This is a genomic window from Actinomadura meridiana (assembly GCF_039537545.1).
Taxonomy (GTDB): domain Bacteria; phylum Actinomycetota; class Actinomycetes; order Streptosporangiales; family Streptosporangiaceae; genus Spirillospora; species Spirillospora meridiana.
The window spans coordinates 116,751-142,647 of the sequence record NZ_BAABAS010000020.1 but is presented as its reverse complement, the minus strand read 5'-3'; the positions used below and the strand labels follow the sequence as shown (position 1 = coordinate 142,647).

Sequence of the window (25,897 nt, the reverse complement as noted above, 5' to 3'; positions counted from 1 at the left end):
TGGGGTGGCACCACGCTGGATCTGTGCCGGTCAAACGTGCGTGACGGCGCGGTCGCCGGTCTCCACCCGGCGTTCGGCGACCCGCGTCGTGCGGCGCTTGCCCAGGCCGAGCGCGACCAGCGCGGTCGCCGCAATGCCCGCCGCCGCGATCAACATCGCGGTTCGCAGCCCGTCGTTGGTGGCGGCACGGAGCGTCCCGCCCCCGAGCCCGTCCAGGCTCGCGTTGGCGACGGCCACCAGCAGGGCCAGGCCGACCGCGCCGCCGACCTGCTGGCTGGTGGACGCGACACCGGAGGCGATGCCCTGGTCCGCCGGGGCCACTCCGAGGGCGGCGGCGCCGAACATCAGGGTGTACCCGGCGCCCTGGCCGATTCCGAGCACCAGCAGTCCGGGGATCAGCGCGGCGTACGAGGCGTCGGTCGCCATGCTCAAAGCAACGGTCACAGTCCCGAGGCCGCCCACCGCCAGCGCGGCGACCAGCACCGGCCGGATCCCGAACCGGGTCGCCAGCCTGCCCGCACCCTGCGAACCGACCGCGATGGCGGCCATCGGCACCAGGAACGCCAGCCCGGTCGTCAGCGCGTCATATCCGTGCACGCCCTGGAAGTACACGGTCAGGAAGTACATCAGCGTGCCGAACGTGCCCATGTACAGGAACGTGACGACCGTCCCCACGCTCAGGTTGCGGTTGGTGAACAGCCGCAGCGGCATCAGCGGGTCGGTGCTGCGCCGTTCGACCGTGAGGAAAGCGGCGAGCAGGACGGCGCCCGCGAGCGCGGCGGTCAGCACCACGGGCGAGAGCCATCCGGACTCCGGCCCCTGCACCAGGGCGAACACCACGGCCGTGACACCGATCGTCGAGGTCACGGCGCCCGCGACGTCCATCGAACGTCCGCCGGTGCGCGGGCCGTCCGGTGCGATCAACTTGAAGGCGAGCAGCGCGGCGGCACCGGCCAAGGGCACGTTGACGAAGAACACCGCCTCCCAGCCGAACACGTCCGTCAGCACACCGCCGAGCAGCGAACCGAGGATCATTCCGCTGCCGCCCGCCGTGCCCCACACCGCGAACGCCCGGTTGCGCTCACGTCCCTCGGCGAAGCAAGTGGAGACCAGCGTCAGCGTCGCGGGGAACAGGAGCGCGCCACCGACTCCCTGCAAGGCGCGGGCCCCGACCAGCACGGCGGCCGACCCGGCGAGACCGCCGAGCAGGGAGGACACCGCGTAAAGGCCCAGCCCCGCAGCGAACAGCCGTCGTGGTCCGAACAGGTCACTGGCCCGTCCGCCGAGCAGTAGGAATCCGCCGAACGCGACGGCGTACGCGCTGACGACCCACTGAAGGTCCTGCGCGGAGAAGCCGAGACCGGAGCCGATCCCCGGCAACGCGACGTACACGATGTTGTAGTCGAGCGAGATGATCAGCTGGGCGAACGCCAGCAGCGCCAGCGTCGCTGCCGGACGGCGCCGTCCGGCAGCCGGGGACGTGATCGAGGACATGAAAAGACCGCTTTCAAAGAAGGAAACTCAGGAGAGGAACACCGTCGGGCCGCGCGAGGACGCACGACCCGGCCAGGATGTTCAGTGTTCGGAGAGCGCCTTCGACCAGACTGGGCTGTCGAAGTAGTGGTTGTCGTACTGCTGTGAGCTGTCCCGAATGTCCTGCACAGTGGCCTCACCACGGTGGACGCGCTCCAGCAGCCGGTAGTAGTCGAAGCGCTCCAGACCGGGCGTGAAGACCACCAACATCTCGGCCTCACTCCCGGGAGCCGGTGCAAAAGCGTGCGGCACGGTCGGCGGGACGGTGAGGAAGTCGCCCTTGCGCAGGGTCAGAATCTCCTCGTCCACCAGGATCCGCATCGTGCCGTCCAGGACGAAGAACACCTCGGTCGCCCTGGTGTGGAAGTGCGCGGGAGCACCCGGCGACCCCTTCTGGAACGTGGCCTTGTTGGCGGTGAGCGCGCCCCCGGTGGCGTCCGCGTCGGCAAGCAGCGTGATCAGACTCGTCGCACCGTCCTGAAGCGACTCAGCGCTCTCGGCGCGAACCAAAAGAGGGACGTTCGAGGCAGCGGCGTTCATAGATCCTCCCGGATACCCGGCCCGGTTCCTCACCAGGCATTCCTTGCTGACACCGAAGAATCTACGACCCCCAAAGACCCACCAGAGGGTTCATTCACCCCCAGCATCCATGGGTCAATTTCACCAACCCCCTCAGAACCGCCCGAGCACCAGGCCACGCCGACCACCACCCCAGCAGGACGATGCCCGCGCTGACGCGACCCGCCAGCCCTTTCCCACGCCAGAAGATCAACCCCGAAGACACCCGCCCCGACAACCGTCCGCCAGACCCAACCGGAGACACGCCCCGCACGCCCGAAGCCGCGCCCACAGACGACCCTCAACCCGAAATCGCCTTGGCCACCCTGCGCCAATCCTGCAACTCTTAAGGCCATGACGGTGTTCACCTGCGAAAGCTGTAGGACGGCGGTGACCGCGGAGCTGCGCGAGATTCCGTACCCCGACCAGGTGCCCGCCCCCGGCGGGCCCGGCCAAGCTCCGCCACGGATACCGCGAGGTGCCTTCACCCGTGATCCAACCCCGTCCGGACCGCCGCAGGCCCCACTTGAGCACGACCCGCGCGTCCAGGCGTCCGCAGTCCTCGTTCACCCTGAAGACGTTCGCGGTCTCCGCCATCACCCCGACCGGCGGCGGCTGAACGGATGCTGCCGACTGGACGGATGCGATGGCCCGAACCTGGTCTGCGCCACATGCGGGACGGAGATCGCCACCGAGCAGAACGACTGCTGGGTGAGCTGGCACGACGTCCGCCTCCAGCCCGGCGCGGTCACCGAGCACACCCTGAAGGCCGACGAACCATGACCACCGGCGTACACAGCATCGAATTCGTCGTTCGGCGACGTCCCGGCCTCAAGGTCGACGAGATCGTCCCAATACTGGACGGCCGCTCGCTGCTAGATCTCATCGACCGCTTCGAGATCGACTCGGGCATGAAACCGGCCGGCGGCGCCTACGGCGGCCTCATCCCTGCGTACCTCCGCCACAAGTCGTTCGACGAGCACTTCCTTGGCGCGCCGTTCCCCGGGCTGAGCCCCAAGACAGCGGTGCTGAGCTGTGAATGCGGTGAAGTCGGCTGCTGGCCGCTGATGACCAGGATCATCCCGACCGGAAGCCTGGTCGTCTGGGACGCCTTCGAACAGATCTACCGCGAGACCCGCGACTACACGAAATTCGGCCCCTTCCTCTTTGACCGCACACAATACGACCAAGCCCTACAAGCACTCTGCGCCCAAATAACAACCACCGAAGACCCCTGAAAACAACCCCAAACCCACCAACTGAGCCACGCTCCGCAACAAACAGCCCTACCAACCCACACGAAAAACCACAAGTCAAGCAGTTCCAGCCGCTTGACGAACCCCACGGGGACATTCACCTGAAAATCAATCGCCAGCCCAGGCCGCGCAAAAGGTGCGATAGGCGTCTTTCAGGTCGTCGGTCTCTCGGACGTGCAGGTTCTCCGCCGCCCTGATCACTTCGGCGGCGCGCCAGTAGTTGGACGGTACGAGCCGACCACTCGTCACCGCCTCCAGCGCAACGTGCGCTGCCTCACCGGGCTGGTCTGCGGCGACGAGCGCCAGCGCCAGATCCAGGCGAGCGGGGCCCACGGTCGGCGACATCTTGTCCGGCTCCGTCTGCGGCTCGGTTAGAGGACCTTGGTGTCGGTTTGGGGATCGAGTTCCGCGATGGGACGTGCGCCGTTCCAGAGTTCGGCGACGTGGTGGGCGAAGCGGTCGTACAGACCGTCTTCCTGCTGGCGTTGTATGTGGAGCATCGGGGAGTCGTGGCCGACGAGGTGTGCGAGATGTGGCGTCATGAGCATCTCGTCGTCGAAGACGAAGACGCTCATGGCGATGTGCTCGTCGCCGTAGCGGCCCTCGATGCCCGGGACGGTCGCGATCTTGGACAGTTCGTCCAGGGTGATCCTTATGCGAGTGCCGACTGTGAGCGGGACGGATTCGACTTCCTCGCGGCGCCGTGTGACGTCGCTGCCCGGGTCTCCGATCAAGAATCTGACCTGGCAGCCGCGTTCGGCCTTGCGGCGAAGGACCGTCCGGAGATTGGGGATCTCCAGCCAAAGGAAGTAGTTCGTATATCCGGCGAAGGTCAATTCTCTGGTGGCCTCACCTATGAGGCGGCGCCAGACGGACTTGGGGCATGCGGACCGGTAGGGATATACGGCGATGATCTCTCGGTCCGGGCCGGTCTTTACGTTCTTGCGGATGGCGTCTGGCCACAACATGCCGTCATCAACTCCCAAGGCGTCCGAGGCAGCCCAGCGGTGACGGGGGTGTGGCGTGCGACCCTCGTCCGCCACCCACCGGGCCACAGTTTTGACGTCCACTTGACAAGCTTCAGCGAGTTCCTGCTCTGTCAGTCTCGCACCGATCATTGCCTGTCGTAGTGCGTCATTGGCCACGATTGCACCCTTTCGTCCTGGGACGTCTAGGACGTTTTCCACGGTAACTCGAAAACGTCCCGGACGTCTCGGGAACGGCGTTCAAGCGTCCATGAGTCTCGGTGCATCCTCCATGCAGCGTCCAGGTTCGACGCCGTGAATGATCACCGAAAGTAGTCAAATCATCGCTTTTGGGAGGTGGTGGCCGTGAGAGTGCCGACGATGGGTATGGGCGGGATGCCGCTTTACTCGTGGGACGTTGTGGGGGGTGCCGGTGGGGTTTCTGGGGATCCGGAGGCTGCTATTCGGCAGATGCGGCGGGAGTTGGAAGGGGCCGCGCCTGGGGCGCGGGGCAAGGTGCGCCGGGTCGCGGTCTCCCTGAGTGGGCGGGTGGAGTATCTGGAGCTTGGCGTGGTCGTGGAGGGGCGGCGGGACGCGCTCACCGGGGGTGTCGTGTGGGTGCTCTGACCGTGGTGGGGCGGTGGCAGGCCGTGCTTCGGTGGCGGACGATCTTCGGGGACGAGGCGGCGGTCAAGCATCTGGAGCTGCTCGCTGTCACGCTCAAGCCGAAGCGGTGGCGGTGCGTGGAATTGTACGAGAAGCCGGAGTTCGGGTTCCCCGTGCCGTTGCTGTGGGTCTACGCGAGTGGGACGGCGGACGATGTCGGGGCCGTGGTGACCGTCCGGGCCGCGCCGGGTGGTGCGTGGGCCTACTTCGAGGCCGGGAAGGGGCGTGGTGGGTTCTTGGCTACGTGTGGGGATGTCGCAGCGGCGGCCGAGCGGGTTGACCGGCTGCTGAAGTACCGGCTGTTTCCCAACGTTGAGTGGACGTTTCCGGGGTCAGAGTGAGAGGACCGCCCGGCAGCGATGCGTATGGGGTGGCGAAGGTGTAGACTGAATCAGTCGGGTGGTAAGTGATTCAGGGGTGGTCATGGCAACGGCGAAAGTTGGCGCGTTGATCGAGCGTGCTCGCGTGGCGGCGGGGCTGAGCCAGCGAGGCTTGGCGGATGCGACCGGCATCTCCCAGTCGACCCTGTCGCGGATCATCTCCGGGGACCGGGCCGCGAAGATGCCAGAGATCGTGCTGATCGCGGAGGCGACCGGATACACGATCCCGCAGCTGACCGGGACCGGGATGGTGGCGGACCGTGTGCGGTACGCGGCGCGGGCGACGAACGGCTCCGGCATGGAAGGGATGCGCGAGGCGCTGCTGAACTTCCTGGAACTGAACGATTACCTGGACGATCAGGCCGTGCCCGCGACCGTCTGAGACGGAGATCCGAGCACGGTGGACGCTGAAGTAGAAGGCCGTGTCGCCGCGGAGCGGTTCCGCCGCGACCATCAGTTGGGGGTGCAGCCGCTCGGCGACCTGGTGACGGTCATCGAGCAGGCGACGGGGATCGACGTGGCGGTGCTCGACGTTGGCCCGGACGAGCATGGCCTTGCGATGCGAGACCCGGATCGCAATGTCGTATTCATCGGAGTCGCGCGTACCGAGCACCCCATGCGGCAGCGCAGCACGCTCGCCCACGAGCTTGCCCACGTCCTCTACGGTGACTGGGCAGATGTCGAGGCGGACGACTGGAGTGAGCCGTCCCCACGAGAGGACCGGTGCCGCGCATTCGCTCGGCACCTTCTCGTGCCCGTCGAGGGTGTGCGCGAGTTCATGGGAGATCCGCCGGAGGTGGCGCTGGCGTCGCTGTCGGCAGTCGTCCAACGCTTTCTGGTTTCACCGGCGATCGCGGCGATCGCGCTGGAGCAGGCCGGACACATTGACCGCGCTACCAGTGAGCGGTGGGGGCAGTTCTACACCCCACAGTTGGCGGCCCGGTTCGGGTGGACCGACCAATACCGCGCTTTGCGGATCGAGTCCGGCAGGCGGCGAGCGCCGCAGCGACTGCTCGCCCGCGCGATCAATGGTTACGCGCTTGGAGTGCTGTCCGCGCAGGCGATAGCCACCCTGCGTGGCATCACCCTTGAAGAAGCCGAGGCCGACCTTGACGAGGCGGGCGTCGAACCCGTCGATTCCGCTGTCGCCTGGGCGGATGCCTCCGAGCTTCCCGATGTTGACGTGGACCTGTCCGATCTGGACGGCGGGGACGAGCCCGAGGCAGAGGCGAAGCGGGACGCGGGATGAGTCACCGGCCCATCATTGACGCTGGACCCGGTCTGAACTTCTTCTCCATCAACAAGGAACGTCTCCTCTTCGACACTCTGGGGCCATTGTGTGCGCCAGAGGCGGTAAGAGACGAACTGCTCCGTAAATCCAAACAGGACAGCCGGTTTCGCAATGCTGAGAGGGTCTGGAGTAAGCTACCCGAGCGGTATATGCAGGTCCTTTCCGATGACGTGACCCCAGAACTCGCAGCCACCGTCGCCCGAATAGGTCAGTTGCCCATGCGTGAGCGACTGCGGCAATCGAAGGACCTCGGTGAGACGATGGTGATCGCGCATGCGGTCGCCGCCGCTGAAGTCGGCCATGACGTAATCGTGCTGATCGATGACGGCGACGGCGCCCGAGCCGCCGGGGTGGAAGCCAACCGTCTCCGACTCCGCCGAGCCAGCGGAAAGTCGGCCGGAACGATGAGTTTGATCAACACGCTGACCGTATTGGAGAAAGCCGCAGGCAGGACGTACGTTCCGGACCGTGGTGAGATGCGCGCCATCTACCATCGCCTCCGCGACCTTGATGACGGTCTGCCGCCCATTGAGGCCACCAACCTTCTGTCACCTGCACTCTGGTCGTGATTGCGACAAGGGTGGTCCCATCGGGTTCTTTCCGATGGTGAGTGGGGGGCGCTGCGTTCAGAGTTTTAGGACGGTTTGGCAGGTCTTTGTGATCAGGTCGTCCACGGTGGGTGGGGGTGGGTTGCCTTTGAGGAGGTGGCGGTGGACGGCGCCGTAGGGGACGTCCACTGTGGCGAAGATTAGGTGTTCGTGGGTGGTGTTGGGGTTGCGGGATGTGTAGGAGGTCAGGGCGTTTGTGGTTCGGGTGTTCAGGGTTTCTAGGTCGGGGGCGAGGACGGTGGGCCAGGTTGTTGCTAGGTCTTGGTGGCGGTAGAGGAGGAGGAGTTTGGCCTCGTTCAGGTGGTGGCGGCACCAGCGGGGGGTGTGGAGGGCGGCGGTTACTGGGTCGTTTTGGTCTAGGGCTGTGGCGAAGCCCTCCTGGAAGCGGTGGACGGTTCGGATCCAGAGGGTCGCCAGGAGCAGGTCGCGTGAGGCGAAGCGGTGGTAGAGGGAACCGGACGGGGCGCCGAGGTGGTTCGCGATGGCGGAGATGGTGACCGCGCCCGGTCCGGCCTCGGACGTGACCGTGAGGGCCGCGTCGAGGATCTGGTCGCGGTCGAACTTGGCGGGTCGTCCCATGGGTGAGCCTCCTGTACGGTTATTTTAGAACGTGGTCTCTAATATTGGGGTTGGGTGTGAGGGCTGAGGCGGACGTTGTTGCGCGTTTTTACAGTGCTGCGCAGGTGGGGGATGGGGAGGGGATTCTGGCCGTCCTGCATCCTGAGTTCGAGGCGCGTACCGCGCCGGGGCTGCCGTGTGGGGCCGGGGGTGCCTTTCGGGGGCCGCGCGAGACGCTTGTGCGGGTTTGGGGTGCGGTGTTCGCCGAGTTCGACACGGCTCCCTATGCGGAGACCTGGCATGAGACGACTGATGGAGTGGTCGTTGTTACCGGGCACTATCGCGGCAGTGTGCGTGCTACCGGACGTGAGTACGAGGCGGAGTTCGTCCATCTGTGGCGGGTGACGGACGGTCTGATTTCGTGGTTGCACCAGTACACCGACACTGCTCTGTGGCATGAGGCGCTTGGTGCCGAGCTTTCAGGACGTGGAGAGCGTGGTGTCGCGGAGTCCGGTCGCTGAGCGGACGAGTGATGCGAGCGCCGGTGAGTGGTTGTTCGGTTGCCATGCGATCACCGTGGTGACGTCCGGTGCGTCGACGACGGGGACCGCGACATGTTGGGGCCACTGCCAGGCACGGCTGGACGCGGGAATGACGAGCAATGTTTGGCCGAGTGCTACGAGCTGGGCGAGTTGTGACTGGGTGTGCACCTCCGGTCCGGGTCCTTCGGGGTAGGAGCCGTCGAGCCGGGGCCATCGAGCTATCGGCAGGTCCGGGACGTCGCTGACGTCCGCCAGCGTGAGCTTCTCGCGCGACGCGAGCGGGTGCTTCGCGGGAAGGATCGCGACCTGGCTTTCGACGAAGAGGTCTTCGGTGTCGAACCCGGTCAGGTCGTCGTACGGGCGGTGCATGAGTGCCACGTCGGCACGCCCGTCGCGCAGCAGCCCCGCCTGCTCGCCGACCTCGCACAGGAAGATCTGGACCGGGGTCTCGCCAAGCGAGTCGAGAAGTCGTTGCAGGAGTTCGTGGGATGCCCCGGCCTTTGTCGCGAGCACAAGCGGCTGGTCGGGATTGGCGGCACGCCGCGTCCGGGCGGCGGCGGTCGAGATCGCGTCGAGGGCCGCTCGCGCCTCGCGGAGCAGGACGTGACCTGCGTCGGTGAGTGCCGTGCCACGACGGTCCCGGTCGAGGAGTTGGACGCCTAGTCGACGTTCCATCTGGCGGATCGCGCGGGAGAGGGGTGGTTGTGAGATCCCGAGGCGTTCGGCGGCGCGTCCGAAGTTCAGTTCCTCGGCGACGGCGACGAAGTAGCGCAGCTCACGGGTCTCCAGATCATCCATGGGCGGAGCCTACCGGCTGATACCTGGTGGGTATTACGCCGTGCTGAGGTTGTCTTGGACAAGCGAGTTCATGCCTGGCCAGCATGGATCGAGTGAACGAGACCAAGACCGCGCTGGTCACCGGCGCCAACAAGGGAATCGGCTTCGCCATCGCGCAGGGGCTCGGGGCGATCGGCTTCACGGTCGTGGTCGGGGCGCGCGACGACGCCAGGCGGGAGAAGGCTGTCGCGAGTTTGAAGGAGGCGGGGGTTGACGCTTTCGGTGTCGCGCTTGATGTGACCTCCGACGAGAGTGTCAGCGCGGCGGCCGCGACCATCGAGCGGACGGTGGGACGGCTCGATGTCCTCGTCAACAACGCGGGCATCTCCGGCCGGATCGACGGGGGCGTGCAGGATCCGACGACGCTCGACCTCGACGTCGTCCGCACCGTCCTGGAGACCAATGTGTTCGGGGTCGTTCGGGTGACCAACGCGATGCTGCCGCTGCTCCGCCGCGCGGAATCGCCGCGCATCGTCAACATGTCGAGCAACATGGGTTCGCTGACGCTGCGGACCGGCCCGATCATGGCCGCGTACGCGCCGTCGAAGTCGATGCTCAACAGCGTCACGGCCCAGTACGCCCGAAGGTTCGAGGATACGAACGTCATCGTGAACGCCGCGTGCCCCGGCTATGTGGCGACCGATTTCACCGGTTTCAACGCGCCACGGACGCCCGAGCAAGGCGCCGCGATCGCCATCCGACTCGCCACCCTGCCCGATGACGGACCGCGTGGCGGCTTCTTCGACGACGCGGGTGTCGTCCCCTGGTGACCCGGACGAACTGACGCGATTCAGTAGCATTCCGGCGCGTGTGCGCACACATTTTGGTGGTCGAGGACGACGAGAGCCAGGCCGAGCTGATCCGCCGCTATCTCGAACGTGAAGGCCACGCGGTCGTGATGGCGCGCGACGGCCGTTCCGCGATCGAGGAGGCTCGGCGGCAGCCGCCCGATCTCGTGGTGCTGGACGTGATGCTTCCGGGCGTTGACGGCCTGGACGTGTGCCGCGTCCTGCGGCGGGAGTCCGAGGTCGCGATTCTCATGCTCACGGCCAAGTCGACCGAAGACGATTTGCTGCTCGGCCTGGATCTGGGCGCCGACGACTACATGACCAAGCCGTTCAGCCCCCGCGAACTTGTCGCGCGAGTACGGACGCTGTTGCGCCGAGCCCCCGGCGCGGGTCCGTTGTTGCGGGTGGGTGGTCTCACCGTGGACGTGGTGCGCCACGAAGTGCACTGCGACGGGCTCGCCGTGGACTGCACGCCGGGGGAGTTCACGTTGCTGGCGGTCCTGGCCGCCGAACCGGAACGGGTGTTCACTCGGGCCCAGCTGTTGGAACGGATGCACGGGTTCGACGGGTCCGTCACCGAGCGGTCGATCGACGTCCACGTCATGAACCTGCGCAAGAAGATCGAGCCAAGGCCGGGCCCGCCGCGACGCCTGGTCACGGTGTACGGGGTGGGCTACAAGTTGACCGCCAGGGGGCCCGATGCGGGGTAGCTTGCTGGCTCGCCTGCTCGCGGCGTCGGTCCTGATCGCGGTGTGCTCGACTGGCGCGACCGTTTCGCTGGCGGTCCGTGCGACGACCGGTGCGATCCGGCAGGAGCATGGGCGCGCGCTCGCCGCCGACAACCGCGTGTACACGGCGTTGCTCGACTACGCGGCGACCCATCGCACCTGGTCACAGGTCGGGCCGGTGGTGGACGAGCTGGCCGCCTCGACCGGACGCCGCGTCGTCGTCCGCACGATGAACCGCGCACCGCTCGCCGATTCGATGCCCGGCAACCGGGTGCCGCGCGACGCCTCGGCGGTGGTCGATCCGCTGGCGGTCGACTCGTCGCTGGTGCCCGGTGCCGCGGATCGGATCGCCCCCACGGCGCTCGGCCCGTTCCGCCTGACCGCGACGGACCGGGCACGGCTGGACGGTCTCGCGCGGCGCGTGCTGAGCTGCGTCCAGGAACGCACCGGGTCGGGCGCCGTTGTCGCGCAGTTCAACGGCCACCCCAGCGTGCGGGGCGCCCCGGCCCAGGCCGTCGCCGGGTGCGGCGGCGCCCGGCTCGCCGAACCCACCCCCGGCGAGTCGGCCGCGCTGAGCCAGCTCACGGGTGCGGTCAACCGCTGTCTCGGCGCCTCCGTGGTGCGGCTGGACGCGGCGCTGAACTGGACGCCGTCCCCCAGCGGAGTACCGAGGGCCGCGCCAGCGGACGACCGGGTGCGGGGCTGCCTCACCTCGGCCCGGCGCGACCAGCTGGCGCCCTATGTCGCCCCGGCCGCGTTGCTGTTCATCACCAACGCGACCGGTGCCGCGTCCTCGCCGTTCGACCTGTCCACCGGAAACCGGCTGCGTATCGGTCTTACCGCGACGGCGGTCCTGGCGCTCACCATCGCCGTCACGGTGCTGGCGGCGGCGCGGCTGACGCGGCCGTTGCGGGCGCTCACCGGGGCCGCGCAGCGTATCGCGGCCGGGGACGGCGCCGCCCCCGTCACGGTGCGCGGGCACGACAAGATCGCGCAGCTGGCCGCGGCGTTCAACGACATGTCCGCGAGCCTGGCCCGGTCGGAACGGCTGCGCCGGGACATGGTCAGCGACATCGCGCACGAGCTGCGGACCCCCTTGAGCAACATCCGCGGCTGGCTGGAGGCCACCCAGGACGGCGTCGCCGACACGGACCCGGCGCTGATCGACTCGCTGCTGGACGAGGCCCTCCAGCTCCAGCACATCGTCGACGACCTCCAGGATCTCGCCCTGGCCGACGCGGGCGCGCTCCGGCTGCACCCCGAACCGGCGAGCCTCGCGGACGTGCTCCACCGCCGCGACGGGGTCCACTACGAGCTCGGCGACGTGACACTCACCGCCGACCCGGTGCGGTTGCGGCAGATGGTCGACAACCTGGTCGCGAACGCCCTGCGCCACACCGGCCCGGACGGACGCGTCGTCGTCACGGCCCGAACCGAGCACGACCAGGCCGTGATCGAGGTGTCCGACACAGGAATCGGAATCGCCCCGGACGATCTGCCCCACGTGTTCGACCGTTTCTGGCGGGCGGAGAAGTCCCGGGGACGTCGGGGCGGCGGCAGCGGCCTCGGGCTGGCGATCGTCCGCAAACTCGCGGAGGCGCACGGCGGCACGGCCACCGCCACCAGCACCGTCGGGGCCGGATCGACGTTCACCATCCGCATCCCCACACAGGTTTCTGACATTCGTTGGTTACCGTCCGCGCCATGCGGATGATCAAAAGAGCGGTGGCACTGGCCGTCGCCGCGGTGACGTGCACGGCCGCCGGGATGACAACGGCCACGACCCAGGCCGCGACGACCAGGCCGACCGCAGTGGGGACGGTCGCCTACGACCTCGGCGACTCGGCGTTCCGGCCGCCCGCCAAGATCGGGTACGAGGGCGCCAACGAGCTGGCCGGGACCGTCTACTACCCCCGCGACCTGGAGCACGGCCGCCACCCGCTGATCGTCATCGAGCACGGAAGCTGGCAGACCTGCGCCGACCGCAAGGCCACCGACGCCAATGCCGCCGCCCAGCGCGCCCTTGAAGAGGCGCAGCGCAAAGGGGACACCGCAGAAGAAGAACGACAGGAAAAGATCCTGGAGAAGACCGGAGCGCTGATCTGGCGGTGGCCGTGCGCCGGGAGAACGCCACCGCTCCCCAGCCTGAACGGATACGCCTACCTCGGCCGCAAGCTGGCCGAACGCGGCTTCGTAATCGTGTCGATCGGCACGAACGGCATCAACGCCACCGCTGAGGGCCAGGCGGACACCGTCTACTACGCCCGCGCCGCGCTGATCAACGCGCACCTCGCGATGTGGCAGCGCCTGTCGTCCAGCGGAACGGGCCCGCTACGCGGCAAGTTCACCGACCCGCGCACCCACCGGCCCCGTGACGTCGGGTTCGCCGGGCACGTCGACCTTTCCAACGTCGGCACGATCGGGCACTCGATGGGCGGCGGCGGGGTCATGCAGCAGGTCGCGGACCAGCGGCGCTCCGAGTGGCCGACCGGTGTGACCGTGCGGGCCGCGTTCGCGCTCGCGCCGACCGACAACTGGAACGAGGAGATCGTCACCAAGGTCCCGTTCGCGGTGATGTGGGGCACCTGCGACCAGGTCAACACCGGCCACTACTTCGAGGACTCCGCCGGGCACAACCGCGCGCCCATCTACCGGTACACGCTCGCCGGTGGCAACCACGACAACTACAACACCGAGTGGTCCCCGTCCGGCGGCCAGGTCGGCTCCAAGGACGACGCGCTACCAGGCACCCGCCCGGGCACCTGTCGAACCCAGTTCCCGGACGGCCCCCAGACCGACGACCGCGAACTCACCGAAACACGCCAGCGCGCAATCACCACCACCTACGTCCTCGCGTTCTTCCAACGGCATCTGCATGGCCGCAAGGACTTCGACGCGATCCTCACCGGACGTCGCCACCCCAAGGACGTCACGCCCCAGTACGAAGTCGCGCACGCCTCCTGACGCGCGTCAGCCCAGTCCCGACGAGCGTCAGGCCAGTCCTGGCGTGCGTCAGGCCAGGTGGAACTTCATGCCCATGTGGGACGGCCGAAAGCCAAGCTGCTGGTAGAAGCGGATGGCGTCGGGACGCTGCCGGTCGGTCGTGAGCTGGACGACGCGGCAGCCCCGGGCGCGGGCGCGGTCGATGGCCCAGGTGACCATTTCCTGGCCGAGGCCGCGGCCGCGCTGGGAGGAGGCCACCCGGACGCCCTCGATCTGGGCGCGTTCGGCGCCGGTGTAGGTGAGGCCGGGGATGAAGGTCAGTTGCAGCGTGCCCGCGACCTCTCCGGCGACCTCGGCGACGATGACGGCGTTGTTCGGGTCCTTCTCGATGGCGGCGAAGGCGGCGAAGTAGGCGTCCGGAATCTCGTCCCCGGGTGTTTCGCGGGTGGCTCCCAGGGGATCGTCGGCGAGTAGTCGGACGATCTGGGGCAGATCGTCCACCGTCGCCTCGCGGAAGGTCACTTCTTGATCACGCTGCACACAGCACAGGTTATCCGGACGCTAACTTGCAACGACTACGAACCTCTTGTAGTACTACGAGCCGTAGTACTACGCTGAGTGGAGACCACCCGTTGAGCGGAAACCGCCGGTGGTCTCGTTGCCGCGCAGGGAGACGCCAATGCACAACGAGAACGAGGAACACTGGAGCGACCACGCCATCTGCCGCGGTGCCGATCCCGACCTGTTCTTCCCGATCGGCTACTCCGCGCCCGTGCTCCAGGCACAGGAGGACGCGGCCAAGGCGATCTGTGCGAACTGTCCCGTGATCGCAGACTGCCTGTCCTGGGCGCTGCGCGTCGGCGAGCCCGACGGCATCTGGGGCGGGACGACGCCGGAGGAGCGCCGATATCTGCGCCGCACGGCCGACGCTCCCGCCCGAAGGCCCCTGCCCGTCATCGTCGTCCGCGGTGACGCGTCGGAGCCGGAGCACGCTTCCGCTGCATAGAGGCACCTTCTGGGCGTTTCGCGCGTTGACGGTAAAGCCGCGTCGACGGTACGGCGGCGTCCAGACCTACGGTGGCTGACATGAGCTATACCCCCGAAAGGCAACGTTCCGCGGCGCTAGCCGAGCACGGGAGCCGCGCGCTCTCCTCGGCGATCCTGATCGGCTCCGTGACGGCCGTGATGTGGCTGCTGGAGGCGTTCGACAGCGCCAGCGACGGGTGGTTCGACCGGTTCGGGATCACGCCCCGCGACATCGGCGACCTGCCGGACATCTTCACCGCGCCGTTCATGCACGGGGGGTTCGGGCATCTGATGGCCAACACCGTCCCGTTCGTCGTGCTGGGGTTCGTCGCGGCGGCGCGCGGCATCGCGAAGTTCCTGGTCGCGAGCCTGATCGTCATCGTGGTCGGCGGCCTCGGGGTGTGGTTCACCGGGTCTGGCAACACGCTCGGGTCCAGCATCCTGATCTTCGGGTTCTTCGGCTACCTGGTGGGACGCGGGATCTTCGAGCGCCGGGCCCTCGACATCGGGATCGCCGTCGTGGTCGTCGCCGTCTACGGGACGATGCTGCTCGGCGTCCTGCCGGGCGACCCCGGCATCTCGTGGCAGGGCCACCTGTTCGGGCTGGTCGGCGGCGTGCTCGGCGCCTTCTTCCTGCGCCGGAGCCGGGACGCTAGTTCGGCCTGACCGTGATGTCGGAGACGACGGCGTCGCGCGGCGTCTCCAGGGCCGACACCAGCACGCGCGCAACGGTCGTGGGGGCCGCGAAGTCGTCCTCGGCGTATGGGTGGCCCTCCTGGGCGCGCACCTTCCGCTGCATGTCCGTGGCCGTCCGCCCCGGGTAGACCGTCGTGACGCGCAAGGACGGCTCCTCCGCGCGCAGCGAGTCGGCGAGGGCGCGCAGGCCGAACTTGCTCGCCGCGTACGCCGACCACTCCGGGTTGGCGCGCAGCCCGGCGGTCGAGTTCACGAAGACGATGTGCCCCTCCGCCGCGCGCAGGGCGGGCAGCAGCAGCCGCGTCATCTCGGCGGCGGACACCAGGTTGACCGACAGGTGCTGGATCCACTCGTCCGCCTCCAGGTCGGCGACTGGCGCGAGGTGCACCATGCCCGCCGCGTGGACGACGCCGTCCAGCCGCGCGGGCAGCCCGGCCGCCGCGAGGGACGCCTCGATGCGCAGCGGCGCCGTCAGGTCGAGCGGAAGCGTCGTGATGGACGCGGTGTGGTTCCGTCCCGTGTGCTGCGCCGACCTGGCCGCGCCCGGGTCGATGACCTGGGTGGGCGCGTGCGCCCCGCCGCGCAGCCGCTCCGCCAGCCGGTCCAGCCGTTCGAGCGAACGGCCGGTGAGGACGAGGTCGTGGCCGCGCTCGCGCAGCAGTTCGGCGACGGCCGTCCCGATGCCGCCGGTCGCCCCCGTGATCAGATACGTGCCCATGGCGCCCCATTCTGGTGGATCCCCTACTCGTGTGGACGCCGGGGGCGGCCCACGAGTTCGGCGGTTGGGTTCGGTGGGACGGGTCAGTTCCGGCCGGATATGGGCCGCAGCACCCGCGTGACGCCCGCGATCAGAGCCGTCGCGAGGACCCAGCCGATCGTGACGAGCCCGTACGCCACCCAACGCGACCAGCTCACCGCGTCGTACGACAACTGCTGCCCGAACGTGTCGAGCGGTATCAGCAGGTCGAGCGTGTAGATCAGCGCGTGGAAGGACGGCAGCTCGTTCCCCGGCTTGATCGGACGCGGCTCCTCGATGGAGAACACCGTCGTGCCGATGGCGAGCAGGGCCGCGAACCAGGCGAAGGCCAGCCAGGGACGGTAACCGAACCCGACCGTCCAGTCGAGAAGCTGGTTCCACGCCTTGCCGACCGGGTTCAGATGGCGGCGCCTGGCGCGCAGCTTCGCGAGGTGCACCTTGCGGCCCAGATCGTCGTGGCCGATGCCGTGGTACCAGGCGGCGAGCTGCTCGTACGGCTGGAGATGGAACTCGGGGTCGCGGGACACCCAGCTGAGCCGGTCCCTGAACTCGGCGCCGCGCAGCGTCTCGTACGTCATGCCGTTCAGGTACAGCTCGTCCGGCCAGACGGACGGATGGTCCATGATCAGCGAGATCCGCGAGTAGGACAGCGACACCCGTCCCCGGATCTTCTCCTCGGGCCACAGCAGCAGCTCGTCGGCCTGCATGTGGCTGGCGTGCAGCGCCATCCGCCCGGGGTCGGCGGAGTCGAGGATCCCCCGGGAGAACGACAGGATGCCGTTGAACCGGGCGCTGCGCAGCCGGATGGTGCCGAACGCGGTGAACCCGTGGCTGAACTCGGCGGTGTCCTCGACGACCATGTTCTGCGCGTCCAGGGCGAGGCGGCCCGGGTTGACGAGGGTCGTGCCCTCCATGAACAGCCCGCCGTTCATCCGCGCCCCGACGAACCGCACGCCGCCGGTGATGGTCGCCTTCCGGATGAACGCGCCGACGTCCACGACGAGTGCGCCCGCCGACAGCGCCCACCGCTCCTCGCTCGGCGCGTTGATCACCGTCCCGTTCATCCGCAGACCGCCGCTGAGCTGGGCACGCAGCAGCCGGACCTCGCCGTCGATCTCCGCCCCGGACAGGCTGAGGAACCCGTCCGCGCGCAGGCCGCCGCCGTCGAAGCCCGGCATCTTGCAGCGGTTGAGCCGGAGCTGGCGGGTCTCGGCGTTCGAGAAGTCGGGCTCTTCGACGAGCCGGCAGTCCCGCAACAGCAGCTCGTGCTCGACGGAGCCGCCCGCCACGTCCAGGCGTCCCGTGATGTAGGCGCCGCGCAGCCGGACGGCGGCCACCGAGCCCGGACGAGCGTCGCCCGCCCCCAGCAACAGCCGCGTGATGATCTCCGCGCGCACCATCCGTTCGGGGAGCGGACCGGTGGGACGGTCCTCGCCGAGGACGACGGTCGTGCCGGTGGGGAACGCGTTCCACAGGCGCCGTTCGGCGGCGTTCAGGCCGGGGGGCTGGGGCACGGACTCTCTTTCTGCGTGCTTCTACGTGCTTTCACATGCGGATCCCCTCCGCGATCGCCATCGCGGAGGGGCTCACCGGAGAAGGTCAGAAGAAGCCGCGGCGGCGTCCGGCGTCCTGGAGGAAGCCGTCGAGCTGCTGTTCCCAGTTGGTGTGGTCGACGGTCGCGTAGTCGACGGTGAAACGGCTGAAAGCGTCGTGGCCTTCGGTGAACACGCCGCCGCGCTTGTCCAACTCCAGCACCACCTCCATGGACTGCGGGTACGACACGAACGTCACCTCGAGCTGCGTGATGCCGCGCGCGTACTGGCCCGGCGGGTGGAACTCGATCTCCTGGTAGAACGGCAGCTCCTGGTGGACGCCCCAGATGCGCCCCTTCTCGCAGTCGGCGTTGCGGAAGTGGAAGCCGAGGTTCGAGAACGCCGCGAGGATGCGCTCCTGCGCGGGCAGCGGGTGGATGGCGATCGGGTCCAGGTCGCCCGGGTCGAGCGCGCCCGCGACCTCCAGCTCCGTGGCCAGCCCGACCGTCGTGCCGTGCAGCGAACGCCCGTACATGTGGGTGAGCGGAGCCTCCCACGGAATGGCGAACTGGAACGGAACGCTGTGCCGGGCGCCCTCCTGAAGGCTGAAGCCCCCGGCGACGGGCATCTTGGAGTACTCCAGGTTGGAGGTGTACTCGCTGTCGCCCGACTCGACCTCGACCCTGGTACGCAGGGCGAGGTTCACCGTCTTGATGTCGGAGTTGTACTGGCCGCCGATGATCGTGATCTCGCCGGAGACGACGCCGCCGGGCGTGGCGTTGGGGTCGTGCAGGGTGGTTTCGATCGAGGGCCCGCCGATGCCCATCGCCTGCCGCAGCTTCTTGAAGACCAAGGTCCGTCCTCCCGTGTTAGGGCGCTGTCGTCCCATAGACGCTGTTACGGGAGAGTACGTTCCTCGATCCCGCCGTGACCTGCGAATGGCCGGTTCCGGTGACCAGTTCTGGCGGCTGGTTCTGACGGCGGGCTCTGGTGGCCGTTCTTGTGTCGGTCAGTGGCCGCCGCCTCCGGCGAGGTTGAGGCTGACGACGCCGACGAGGATGAACGCCAGTGCGGCGATCTTGAGGGCGGACACCTGGTCGCCGAGCAGCAGCATGCCGAGCGTCGCCGTCCCGACCGCGCCGATCCCGACCCAGACGGCGTAGGCCGTGCCGACGTCGAGGTCCTTCAGGGCCACGCTGAGCAGGCCGAAACTCGTCACGGCGAAGACGAGGAAACCGGCGGACGGCAGCGGTTCGGTGAACCCCTTGCTGCCCTTCAGGCACAGGGCCATCGCGACCTCGAAGAGGCCGGCGGCGATGACGAGGATCCAGGCCATGACGTACTCCCGGGACGAGACGACTACTGTCACGCGCCGTCTTCGCCTTCCGGGTACGACGCACCTCGTCCGGGAGGGCCATGGCCCTCATCCGCCTCAACGGCCCTGTGCCACAGGGCATTCCCTAGCTGACAGAACCGTGGATCAGGAGCGGCCGAGGGCCCGGTACTCCCAGCCGGCCGCGCGCCACTGGTCGGCGTTGAGGGCGTGCCGTCCGTCCACGATCCTCTTGTGCTTGACGACCTCGGCCAGCGCCTCCGGGTCGACCTCCCGGAACTCCGACCACTCGGTCAGCAGGACGACGACGTCGGCGTCCCGCGCCACGTCGAACGCGCTGTCGCCGTACCGCAGGTCGGGGAACGCGCGGCGGGCGTTGTCGAGCGCGGCCGGGTCGAAGACCCGCACGTGACCGCCGAGGCCGTGCATCGTGCGCGCCACGTCCAGCGCGGGCGCGTCCCGGATGTCGTCGGAGTTCGGCTTGAACGCCGCGCCCCACGCCGCGATCCGCTTGCCGGAGATCCCGCCGAGCATCTCCCGGACCAGGTCGACGGTGCGGGCCCGGCGGCGCCGGTTGATGTCGTCGACCTCGCGCAGGAACGAGACGGCCTGCCCGACGCCGATCTCCTCGGCGCGGTGGGCGAACGCCCGGATGTCCTTGGGCAGGCAGCCGCCGCCGAAGCCGAGGCCCGGCTTGAGGAACTTGCCGCCGATCCGGTCGTCGAGGGCGAGCGAGTCGGCCAGGTCCTTGATGTCGGCGCCGACGGCCTCGCACACCTCCGCCATCGCGTTGATGTAGGAGATCTTGGTGGCGAGGAACGAGTTGGCGGCGACCTTGACCAGCTCGGCGGTGGCGAGGTCGGTCCGCACCACGGGGGTGCCGAGGTCCAGGACGGGCTTGTACGCGGCCCGCAGCCGCTCCTCGGCCCACTCCGACTCGACGCCGAACACCAGCCGGTCCGGACGCATCGTGTCGTCGACGGCGAAGCCCTCGCGCAGGAACTCGGGGTTCCAGGCCAGCTCCGCCTCGGCCCCGGCGGGCGCCAGGTCCCGGACGGTCTCGGCGAGCTGCTTGGCCGTCCCGACCGGCACCGTCGACTTGCCGACGACCAGCGCGCGGCGGTGCATGTGCGGGGCCAGGGACCGGAAGGCGGCGTGGACGTAGCTCAGGTCGGCGGCGTCCGACCCGGCCTGCTGCGGGGTGCCGACGCACACGAAGTGGACGTCGCCGAACTCGCCCGCCTCCTCGAACGAGGTGGAGAAGCGCAGCCGCCCCGACTCCAGCGCCTTCGTGAGCAGCTCGGGCAGCCCCGGCTCGAAGAAGGGCACCTCACCGGACGCCAGTTTGTCGATCTTGGCCTGGTCGACGTCGACACCGAGTACCTCGAAACCGAGGACCGCCATGCAGATGGCGTGCGTCGCGCCCAGATATCCCGTTCCGATGACGGTCAGCCTCGGAAGCTCCGTCGTGTTCATGTTTCCTCCTCGTGCGTTGACGGATGAAGTAGCTTCTGCGGCTTCGGGAGCCGTCATGAGCAGGCGCCCTTCTTCGTGAGCTTCCCGTCAGTGACCTTGTTGTCGCAGCTGATGGTGTTGCCGCCCTTGACGTCGTTGATGCCGACGCCGGAGCCACCCGCGAGGGTGATGGTGTTGTTGCGGAAGATGTTGCCCTTGCCCCAGCCGTCCAGGATCTCGTGGGTCTGGAAGCCGTCCACCGGGGTCTTGGTGCCCTTGTTGCCTTCGAGCAGGTAGTTGTTGCCCTTGACGTCGACCCAGGAGTCGTTGTGCTTGTCGCCGCCGGTCCTCGACCCGTCGAAGACGTTGTTGAGGATCTTCCCGCCGGTCGTGCCCTCCTTGATGTCGATCGCCTCGGCGGTGGCCCGGATGACGTTGCCGCGCACGACGTTGTTGTCGCTCTTGTCGGGCTTGCCGCCGGTGACGTTTCCCCAGTTGGACTCGGCGCTGCCGAGGTAGACGCCCTCGCCGAACTTCTCGCGCCGCAGCCCGGTGTTGTAGATCTTGTTGTACTGGACGGTGTTGCCGGTGGAGAACTTCCGCAGGTGGATGGCCTCGTCGCCGATGTCGTGCACGGTCAGGCCCTGGATGATGGACCCGTTCGTGGTGTCGCCGATGACGCCCTTCTGGGAGTTCTTCACGGTGAAGCCGATGAGCCGCCAGTAGTTGGCGCCGTCCAGGTGGAAGCCGTAGCCCTTCTTCACGCCGCCGCCGTCGATGACCGCGCTCGCGTCGCCGCACAGGTAGATCGGCTGGTCCTTCGTCCCGGACGTCTTCGCCGTGAACGTGCCCGTGTAGGTGCCCGCGTTCATCCTGATGACGTCGCCGGGCTTCGCCTGCGCGAGCGCCGACTTCAGGGCCTCGGTGTCACCGACCGTCTTCGTCGCGCCCGGACACTTGATCTTGCCGCCGCCCTCGGGGACGGGCAGGGACAGCTCCTCGCCGCCCTGGGCCCCGCCGTTCTCGCCTTCCTTGCCCTGGTCGTCGTCGCCGGTCTCCACCGGGTGGATCGTGCTGCCGTCGGACGTCGTCTTGGAGTCCTTGTCGTCGTCTCCGCCGGTCAGGAGGAACACAGCCACCCCCACCACGACCGCGCCGACCAGCAGGCCCGCGAGGAACTTGAAATCGATCTTGGGTTTCATCGGCGGATCGGCTCCTTGGGAACGTCGTGGCGGAGCAGCCGGACGGGCCGCTCCTCAACCGCGGTCTGCTGCTCGTACGGATGGACGCCGAGGCGGCCGATGCGCAACCCGGCGTTGCGCGACCGGAACATCGAGATGACGACGAGCAGGAACACGCTGCCCCAGATGACGTTCATCGGCTTGAAGATCCGCTTGATCCACGTTTTGAGACCCACGGTCTCGTCCCAGTTCGTGGTGTTGTTGTCCTTGCTCTGGTACGTGCCGACGGCCCGGTCGTAGTCCGTGGGACCCCGCCCGGCACCGCTGAAGGTGTTGCCGGTGATGACGCTGCCCTTGACCTTGCCCTTGAGCGTGATCGCGTGCCGCGTCGCGGACTGCACCGTGTTGCCCCTGATGGTGCCGCTGGAGTCGCGGACGTACAGGGCCGTCCGGGTGCCGGTGACGATGTTGCCCGACATCGTGGCGGCCGTGACGCCGTCGCGCAGGACGATGCCCTGGTTGTCGGCGTCCCGCACCTGGTTGCCCGCGATGTGGACGCGCGCCGCCATCTCGCGGGCGACGATGCCCATCTCGCCGCCGCTGACGCGGTTGTTCTGGATGGCGACGTCGTTCCCGCCGAGCACCTCGAACCCGTAGTGCCGGTTGTTCCTGGCGATGCTGCTGCTCACGAGGTTCTGCCCGAAAGCGGTCGTCGCCTCACCGGACGCGGAGGGCCCCTCGGCGAACGGCTGCCCGTTCAGGGTGAAGCCGTTGCCGCCGTTGCCCTCGGACGTGCAGTTGCTGATCCGGACGCCCTCGGTGCCGCGCGACAGCACGAACCCGTCACCGCGGCTGCCGCTGACCTTGGTGTTCTCGATCGTGGCGTTCTTGGCGAACCGGTGCAGCAGCACCCCGTGCACCAGGCTGTCGCGGATGGTGAGGTTGCTGAGCTGCGTCTGGTTGGCCGCCGTGACGAACACGCCGTACGCGTTGCCCGCGAACGTCGAGTTGTCGATCTGCCCGGTCACCAGGCTGGAGGCGGGCACACGGAACGTGTTTCCGCCCGCCTTGCCAGCGATCGCGACCTCGACGGTCTCGCGGCCGCCCCGGGTGCCGTCGTTCGCTCCGCCCGGCAGCGCCACCGCCCGCGGCGGCACCGCCTGGCCGGTCGGCTCGGCGGAGGAGTCGGGCCGGTCCGAGCCGGTGAGCGCCACGCCGCCCGTCCGGCCGCTCCAGAAGCCGAGGTCGGACGCCTCGCCGTGCGTCATGGTGAACGAACCGCCGATCGCGCGGATGTAGGCGCGGCCGTCGTCCACCCGCGTGTCGGGCCGGTGGGTCTCGTCGTTCCAGCTCGTGATGTGGACGGGGTTCTGCGCCGAGCCGTTGATCTTGACGTTGCCGCCGGTGCTGACGATCGAGGTGAACGAGCCGGGGACGCTGCGCATCCGGATCGTCAGGGGGCCGGTGGAGCTCTGCAAGATCAGCTTGCCTCCGGCTCCGACCATGACGTTGACCCGTAGGAGGTACGACCCGTCGCTCTGCTTCTGGAAGTCCTGGCCCGCGAGCTTGGCCAGCTCCGCCACGTAGTAGGGCTCGCGGCGCTGCGGGAGCATCAGGGTACGACCGTTCGCGGAGTTGAGCATCCGCGGGGTGCGCGCCTGCGCTGCCGCCGATCCGCCGCCCGCGACGTCGGACTCCTGCTTCGCGCGGATCTGCATGATCCGCAGGTCCTCCTGGTCGACCAGCTCCGACTGCTGCCGCGCCGAGGAGGCCGAGACGTCGTCGACGTCCGGCATCCCGGCCATCTGGTCGGAGTAGACGCGGTAGCCGTAGGCCGCGCCGCCCGCCAGACCGAGGACGAGCAGCGCCGTCAGGGTCCGGCGTCCCTTTCTCGACCTGGGCGGCGGGGGGTCGTGCGGAAGGGCGGGCGGGGTCGGGTTCTGCTGTGACCCGCTGATCTCAGACACCTCCTCGTTCGGGTTGCGGGAAGCCTTGCCGCGGCGGCCCGCCGGGTGGCGGTCCCTGCTGCGGTTGCGGCCCGTGCGCACCGCGTTGCGGCGCGCCGCGCTGGGGCTGCTGCCCACGTTGGGGCTGCGGACCCCGCTGGGGTTGCTGGCCGCGTTGCGGCTGTGGGCCACGCTGCGGTTGTCCGCCGCGCTGGGGTTGCGGACCGCGTTGCGGCTGTCCGCCATTCGGTTGGCCGCCGTTGGGGCGCCCGCCGTTGGGGCGCCCGCCGTTCGGCTGTCCGCCGTTCGGCTGTCCGCCGTTCGGGTCCTGGCGGCGGCCGGGCAGGGGGATGCCGGGCACGGTCACGGTCGTCGACCGCAGGTCACCGCCCGTGCCCCGCGCCTGGGCCTCGGCCGGGCGTTGCCGCGTCCGCGGCCGGTCGCCGCGGTGCGGAAGCCGCCAGGTCTCCCGTGCTTCCACCGGCCGCTGGAGCGCGTACGGGTGGATGCCGAACCGGGCGAACCGCTGGCGGCTGCCCCGCGCCCGGATCATCGACACGATGACCACGATGAACACGCACCCCCAGATGAAGTTCATCGGCTTCAGGTAACGCCGGGCCTTCATCCACAGGGTGGCGGTGTCGGTCCAGTGGTCGGTGTTGTTGTCCTTCTTGGTCACGTCGCCGTGCGAGCGGGACGTGCTGATCGCGCTGGTGCCCGATCCCTCGAAGGTGTTGCTGCGGACCTCCGTGCCGTCGGAGTCTCCGAGCAGCGTCACGGCGTGCGCGTCCGCGCCCTTGATGACGTTCCCGGTGAGCTTGCCCGACGAGTCCCTGAGGTAGATGCCGGTGCGCGGGCCGGAGATCGAGTTTCCGGCGAGGCTCGCGTCCCGGACGCCGTCGCGCAGCGAGATGCCCTGCCGGACCTGCTTGGACAGCCGGTTGCCGGAGATCTGCACGCGCGTGGCGGCCGACCGGACGACGATGCCCATGTCACCGCCGACGACCTTGCAGTTCTGCACCGACAGCTTGTCGCCGCCGAGCAACTCGATGCCGTAGTGGCCGTTGTTCTCGGCCCGGCTGTTGTTGATCGAGCTGTCGCCGAAGGTCTCCAGCGACTCGCCGGACGCCGACGGACCCTCGGCCAGCGCGGTGCCGTTGACGGTGAACCCGTTGTGGCCGTTGTTGATGGCCGCGCTGTCGGTGATCCGGATCTTCTCGGTGGCCCGGGCCAGCACGAACCCGTCGTGGCGGCTGCCGGTCACCGAGACGTTCTCGATCGTGGCGTTCTTGGTGAACCGGTGCATGACCAGCCCGTCCACCAGGCTGTTCGTGACCTTGATGTTGGTGATCTGGGTCTGGTTGGACCCCGACACGAACAGCCCGTAGGCGTTGCCGCCGAACGTGCTGTGGTCGATGGATCCGGTCACCAGGTCGGCCGCCGGGACGTGCGTCGCGGTGCCCCCCGGTTGTTCGACCTCGATGTCGCCCGGGCCGCCGCCGCCACCGCCCCGGTTCTTGTTCTGCTGCTCCCGCTTCTCCTTGTTCTCGTGCCGCTGTTCCTTCGTGAGGTGCTTGCTTTCGCTGGACGGCCGGTCGGTGCCGGTCAACGCGACGCCGCCGGTCCGGCCGCTCCAGAAGCCGAGGTCGGCGACCGCGCCGTAGGACATGTGGAACTCGCCGCCGACCGCGCGGATGTAGGCGCGCCCGTCCAGCGAGTCGGTGTCGGGCTTGCCGGTCCGGGGGTTCCAGCTCAGGATCCGCACCGGGGCCTGCGCGGTGCCCTTGACGGTGATCTCACCGCCGAGGCTGACGATCGAGCTGAACGCGGTCGGCAGGCTGCCCATGCGGATCGTCAGCGGACGGGCCCCGCTCTGGAGCACAAGCTTCGCGCCGTCCGCCAGGAACACGTGGATGCCGAGCAGGAAGGAGCCGTCCGGCAGCCGCCTGACGTACTTCCCGCCGTACTTGACCAGGTCGGCCATCGTGTAGGGCTGGTCGGTGTTCAGCGAGGGCAGGACGAGCGTCTTGCCGTGGCTGGAACCGAAGATCATCGGCTGCTTCGCCGCGACCGCGGTCGGCCCGCCGCTCTGGAGGAGCGCGGCCAGCACGGACCGGATCTGGAGCAGCCGCTGGTCCTCCTGGTCGACCAGGGGGGCACGGCGGTCCGTCGTCGTCGTCGGCGCCGGTGGTGCCGCGCGCGCCGTCGCGACAGGGCTCAGCGCCAGCGGGACCAGGCCGATGGCCAGGGCCAGCCCGACGGCCGCCGAGCGGCGTTTCAGGCTCCCCCACGGGGAGCCGGGGTGGGCGAAGGGCACG

The 25,897-nt window shown here is 68.7% G+C and carries 29 protein-coding genes and 1 riboswitch; of the genes, 14 read left to right on the top strand and 15 right to left on the bottom strand.

Going from position 1 to position 25,897, the window contains the following annotated elements; all coding sequences use genetic code 11:
* Window positions 1-30: 30 nt before the first annotated feature.
* Both ABD808_RS26670 and ABD808_RS26665 read right to left on the bottom strand, forming a co-directional pair.
* Complete coding sequence (locus ABD808_RS26670) at window positions 31-1,494, bottom strand: MFS transporter (RefSeq protein ID WP_344901772.1); 1,464 nt, start codon at window positions 1,492-1,494, stop codon at window positions 31-33.
* 81 nt (window positions 1,495-1,575) lie between these two features.
* The gene (locus tag ABD808_RS26665) at window positions 1,576-2,073 is read right to left on the bottom strand and encodes a cupin domain-containing protein (protein ID WP_344901769.1); all 498 of its coding nucleotides are present in this window, start codon (window positions 2,071-2,073) and stop codon (window positions 1,576-1,578) included.
* A 408-nt stretch (window positions 2,074-2,481) separates the two neighbouring features.
* Between ABD808_RS26665 and ABD808_RS26660 the strand changes: the two genes are divergently transcribed.
* Both ABD808_RS26660 and ABD808_RS26655 read left to right on the top strand, forming a co-directional pair.
* Window positions 2,482-2,874 (top strand): hypothetical protein, encoded by a 393-nt coding sequence (locus ABD808_RS26660; RefSeq protein WP_344901766.1) that lies wholly within the window; start codon window positions 2,482-2,484, stop codon window positions 2,872-2,874.
* Window positions 2,871-3,329, top strand: coding sequence for a hypothetical protein (locus ABD808_RS26655; protein WP_344901763.1), 459 nt, complete (start codon window positions 2,871-2,873; stop codon window positions 3,327-3,329). The genes ABD808_RS26660 and ABD808_RS26655 overlap by 4 nt, the downstream gene beginning before the upstream one ends.
* A 126-nt stretch (window positions 3,330-3,455) precedes the next feature.
* On the opposite strand, the gene ABD808_RS26650 is transcribed toward ABD808_RS26655, so the two are convergent.
* Window positions 3,456-3,692 (bottom strand): hypothetical protein, encoded by a 237-nt coding sequence (locus ABD808_RS26650; protein WP_344901760.1) that lies wholly within the window; start codon window positions 3,690-3,692, stop codon window positions 3,456-3,458.
* A gap of 26 nt (window positions 3,693-3,718) precedes the next feature.
* Window positions 3,719-4,492, bottom strand: a complete 774-nt coding sequence (locus ABD808_RS26645) for an XRE family transcriptional regulator (protein WP_344901757.1) — start codon at window positions 4,490-4,492, stop codon at window positions 3,719-3,721.
* A gap of 291 nt (window positions 4,493-4,783) precedes the next feature.
* Here ABD808_RS26645 and ABD808_RS26640 point away from each other — a divergent pair, with 291 nt between their 5' ends.
* The 5 genes from ABD808_RS26640 (at window position 4,784) to ABD808_RS26620 (ending at window position 7,218) form a co-directional block, all read left to right on the top strand.
* The gene (locus ABD808_RS26640) at window positions 4,784-4,939 is read left to right on the top strand and encodes a hypothetical protein (protein WP_344901754.1); all 156 of its coding nucleotides are present in this window, start codon (window positions 4,784-4,786) and stop codon (window positions 4,937-4,939) included.
* Window positions 4,927-5,319, top strand: coding sequence for a hypothetical protein (locus ABD808_RS26635; protein WP_344901751.1), 393 nt, complete (start codon window positions 4,927-4,929; stop codon window positions 5,317-5,319). The genes ABD808_RS26640 and ABD808_RS26635 overlap by 13 nt, the downstream gene beginning before the upstream one ends.
* Before the next feature lie 106 nt (window positions 5,320-5,425).
* Window positions 5,426-5,740 (top strand): helix-turn-helix domain-containing protein, encoded by a 315-nt coding sequence (locus tag ABD808_RS26630; RefSeq protein WP_344901749.1) that lies wholly within the window; start codon window positions 5,426-5,428, stop codon window positions 5,738-5,740.
* 18 nt (window positions 5,741-5,758) lie between these two features.
* Window positions 5,759-6,607: an ImmA/IrrE family metallo-endopeptidase gene (locus ABD808_RS26625; protein WP_344901746.1), complete on the top strand. Its 849-nt coding sequence runs from the start codon at window positions 5,759-5,761 to the stop codon at window positions 6,605-6,607.
* Window positions 6,604-7,218, top strand: a complete 615-nt coding sequence (locus ABD808_RS26620) for a PIN domain-containing protein (protein WP_344901743.1) — start codon at window positions 6,604-6,606, stop codon at window positions 7,216-7,218. The genes ABD808_RS26625 and ABD808_RS26620 overlap by 4 nt, the downstream gene beginning before the upstream one ends.
* A gap of 57 nt (window positions 7,219-7,275) precedes the next feature.
* Here ABD808_RS26620 and ABD808_RS26615 read toward each other — a convergent pair whose 3' ends face one another.
* A complete protein-coding gene (locus tag ABD808_RS26615; protein WP_344901740.1) occupies window positions 7,276-7,836 on the bottom strand; it encodes a TetR/AcrR family transcriptional regulator in 561 nt (186 codons plus the stop codon).
* A 2-nt stretch (window positions 7,837-7,838) separates the two neighbouring features.
* Here ABD808_RS26615 and ABD808_RS26610 point away from each other — a divergent pair, with 2 nt between their 5' ends.
* On the top strand, window positions 7,839-8,336 hold the full coding sequence (locus ABD808_RS26610; RefSeq protein WP_344901737.1) for a nuclear transport factor 2 family protein: 498 nt from the start codon (window positions 7,839-7,841) through the stop codon (window positions 8,334-8,336).
* On the opposite strand, the gene ABD808_RS26605 is transcribed toward ABD808_RS26610, so the two are convergent.
* The gene (locus ABD808_RS26605) at window positions 8,295-9,155 is read right to left on the bottom strand and encodes a LysR family transcriptional regulator (RefSeq protein WP_344901734.1); all 861 of its coding nucleotides are present in this window, start codon (window positions 9,153-9,155) and stop codon (window positions 8,295-8,297) included. The two genes, ABD808_RS26610 and ABD808_RS26605, sit on opposite strands and share 42 nt — an antisense overlap.
* Window positions 9,156-9,238: 83 nt before the next feature.
* Between ABD808_RS26605 and ABD808_RS26600 the strand changes: the two genes are divergently transcribed.
* The 4 genes from ABD808_RS26600 to ABD808_RS26585 are packed head-to-tail and all read left to right on the top strand — an operon-like array spanning window position 9,239 to window position 13,674.
* Entirely contained in the window at window positions 9,239-9,964 is a 726-nt protein-coding gene (locus ABD808_RS26600) for an SDR family oxidoreductase (protein ID WP_344901731.1), read from the top strand.
* A gap of 38 nt (window positions 9,965-10,002) precedes the next feature.
* A complete protein-coding gene (locus ABD808_RS26595) occupies window positions 10,003-10,692 on the top strand; it encodes a response regulator transcription factor (RefSeq protein ID WP_344901728.1) in 690 nt (229 codons plus the stop codon).
* Window positions 10,682-12,424, top strand: coding sequence for a sensor histidine kinase (locus ABD808_RS26590; RefSeq protein WP_344901725.1), 1,743 nt, complete (start codon window positions 10,682-10,684; stop codon window positions 12,422-12,424). Before ABD808_RS26595 ends, ABD808_RS26590 begins: the two co-directional genes overlap by 11 nt.
* Window positions 12,415-13,674: an alpha/beta hydrolase gene (locus tag ABD808_RS26585; protein ID WP_344901722.1), complete on the top strand. Its 1,260-nt coding sequence runs from the start codon at window positions 12,415-12,417 to the stop codon at window positions 13,672-13,674. The genes ABD808_RS26590 and ABD808_RS26585 overlap by 10 nt, the downstream gene beginning before the upstream one ends.
* A gap of 48 nt (window positions 13,675-13,722) precedes the next feature.
* On the opposite strand, the gene ABD808_RS26580 is transcribed toward ABD808_RS26585, so the two are convergent.
* The gene (locus tag ABD808_RS26580) at window positions 13,723-14,175 is read right to left on the bottom strand and encodes a GNAT family N-acetyltransferase (protein ID WP_344903504.1); all 453 of its coding nucleotides are present in this window, start codon (window positions 14,173-14,175) and stop codon (window positions 13,723-13,725) included.
* 157 nt (window positions 14,176-14,332) lie between these two features.
* Here ABD808_RS26580 and ABD808_RS26575 point away from each other — a divergent pair, with 157 nt between their 5' ends.
* Complete coding sequence (locus tag ABD808_RS26575) at window positions 14,333-14,659, top strand: WhiB family transcriptional regulator (protein WP_344901719.1); 327 nt, start codon at window positions 14,333-14,335, stop codon at window positions 14,657-14,659.
* An 80-nt stretch (window positions 14,660-14,739) separates the two neighbouring features.
* Complete coding sequence (locus ABD808_RS26570; protein ID WP_344901716.1) at window positions 14,740-15,345, top strand: rhomboid family intramembrane serine protease; 606 nt, start codon at window positions 14,740-14,742, stop codon at window positions 15,343-15,345.
* Here the strand turns inward: ABD808_RS26570 and ABD808_RS26565 are convergent.
* From ABD808_RS26565 to ABD808_RS26530, 8 genes are all read right to left on the bottom strand, one after another.
* Window positions 15,332-16,093: an SDR family oxidoreductase gene (locus ABD808_RS26565; protein WP_344901713.1), complete on the bottom strand. Its 762-nt coding sequence runs from the start codon at window positions 16,091-16,093 to the stop codon at window positions 15,332-15,334. The two genes, ABD808_RS26570 and ABD808_RS26565, sit on opposite strands and share 14 nt — an antisense overlap.
* Window positions 16,094-16,176: 83 nt before the next feature.
* The gene (locus ABD808_RS26560) at window positions 16,177-17,646 is read right to left on the bottom strand and encodes a hypothetical protein (protein WP_344901710.1); all 1,470 of its coding nucleotides are present in this window, start codon (window positions 17,644-17,646) and stop codon (window positions 16,177-16,179) included.
* A gap of 85 nt (window positions 17,647-17,731) precedes the next feature.
* Window positions 17,732-18,517, bottom strand: a complete 786-nt coding sequence (locus ABD808_RS26555) for a sporulation protein (RefSeq protein ID WP_344901707.1) — start codon at window positions 18,515-18,517, stop codon at window positions 17,732-17,734.
* A gap of 156 nt (window positions 18,518-18,673) precedes the next feature.
* Entirely contained in the window at window positions 18,674-19,000 is a 327-nt protein-coding gene (locus ABD808_RS26550) for a DMT family transporter (protein WP_344903501.1), read from the bottom strand.
* A gap of 30 nt (window positions 19,001-19,030) precedes the next feature.
* A riboswitch (guanidine-III (ykkC-III) riboswitch) is annotated at window positions 19,031-19,092 on the bottom strand.
* 52 nt (window positions 19,093-19,144) lie between these two features.
* Window positions 19,145-20,473: a UDP-glucose dehydrogenase family protein gene (locus tag ABD808_RS26545; protein ID WP_344901704.1), complete on the bottom strand. Its 1,329-nt coding sequence runs from the start codon at window positions 20,471-20,473 to the stop codon at window positions 19,145-19,147.
* Window positions 20,474-20,526: 53 nt separating this feature from the next.
* Entirely contained in the window at window positions 20,527-21,654 is a 1,128-nt protein-coding gene (locus tag ABD808_RS26540) for a right-handed parallel beta-helix repeat-containing protein (RefSeq protein ID WP_344901701.1), read from the bottom strand.
* Window positions 21,651-23,600, bottom strand: coding sequence for a right-handed parallel beta-helix repeat-containing protein (locus ABD808_RS26535; RefSeq protein WP_344901698.1), 1,950 nt, complete (start codon window positions 23,598-23,600; stop codon window positions 21,651-21,653). Before ABD808_RS26535 ends, ABD808_RS26540 begins: the two co-directional genes overlap by 4 nt.
* Complete coding sequence (locus ABD808_RS26530; RefSeq protein WP_344901695.1) at window positions 23,593-25,896, bottom strand: right-handed parallel beta-helix repeat-containing protein; 2,304 nt, start codon at window positions 25,894-25,896, stop codon at window positions 23,593-23,595. The genes ABD808_RS26535 and ABD808_RS26530 overlap by 8 nt, the downstream gene beginning before the upstream one ends.
* Window position 25,897: the final 1 nt, after the last annotated feature.

Excerpts from the sequence above, each read along its gene's own strand:
- ABD808_RS26670 (WP_344901772.1), bottom strand. The coding sequence starts at position 1,494 with ATGTCCTCGATCACGTCCCCGGCTGCCGGACGGCGCCGTCCGGCAGCG.
- ABD808_RS26665 (WP_344901769.1), bottom strand. The coding sequence starts at position 2,073 with ATGAACGCCGCTGCCTCGAACGTCCCTCTTTTGGTTCGCGCCGAGAGC.
- ABD808_RS26655 (WP_344901763.1), top strand. The coding sequence starts at position 2,871 with ATGACCACCGGCGTACACAGCATCGAATTCGTCGTTCGGCGACGTCCC.
- ABD808_RS26650 (WP_344901760.1), bottom strand. The coding sequence starts at position 3,692 with ATGTCGCCGACCGTGGGCCCCGCTCGCCTGGATCTGGCGCTGGCGCTC.
- ABD808_RS26640 (WP_344901754.1), top strand. The coding sequence starts at position 4,784 with ATGCGGCGGGAGTTGGAAGGGGCCGCGCCTGGGGCGCGGGGCAAGGTG.
- ABD808_RS26620 (WP_344901743.1), top strand. The coding sequence starts at position 6,604 with ATGAGTCACCGGCCCATCATTGACGCTGGACCCGGTCTGAACTTCTTC.
- ABD808_RS26615 (WP_344901740.1), bottom strand. The coding sequence starts at position 7,836 with ATGGGACGACCCGCCAAGTTCGACCGCGACCAGATCCTCGACGCGGCC.
- ABD808_RS26605 (WP_344901734.1), bottom strand. The coding sequence starts at position 9,155 with ATGGATGATCTGGAGACCCGTGAGCTGCGCTACTTCGTCGCCGTCGCC.
- ABD808_RS26600 (WP_344901731.1), top strand. The coding sequence starts at position 9,239 with ATGGATCGAGTGAACGAGACCAAGACCGCGCTGGTCACCGGCGCCAAC.
- ABD808_RS26590 (WP_344901725.1), top strand. The coding sequence starts at position 10,682 with ATGCGGGGTAGCTTGCTGGCTCGCCTGCTCGCGGCGTCGGTCCTGATC.
- ABD808_RS26585 (WP_344901722.1), top strand. The coding sequence starts at position 12,415 with ATGCGGATGATCAAAAGAGCGGTGGCACTGGCCGTCGCCGCGGTGACG.
- ABD808_RS26575 (WP_344901719.1), top strand. The coding sequence starts at position 14,333 with ATGCACAACGAGAACGAGGAACACTGGAGCGACCACGCCATCTGCCGC.
- ABD808_RS26570 (WP_344901716.1), top strand. The coding sequence starts at position 14,740 with ATGAGCTATACCCCCGAAAGGCAACGTTCCGCGGCGCTAGCCGAGCAC.
- ABD808_RS26565 (WP_344901713.1), bottom strand. The coding sequence starts at position 16,093 with ATGGGCACGTATCTGATCACGGGGGCGACCGGCGGCATCGGGACGGCC.
- ABD808_RS26550 (WP_344903501.1), bottom strand. The coding sequence starts at position 19,000 with ATGGCCTGGATCCTCGTCATCGCCGCCGGCCTCTTCGAGGTCGCGATG.
- ABD808_RS26545 (WP_344901704.1), bottom strand. The coding sequence starts at position 20,473 with ATGAACACGACGGAGCTTCCGAGGCTGACCGTCATCGGAACGGGATAT.
- ABD808_RS26540 (WP_344901701.1), bottom strand. The coding sequence starts at position 21,654 with ATGAAACCCAAGATCGATTTCAAGTTCCTCGCGGGCCTGCTGGTCGGC.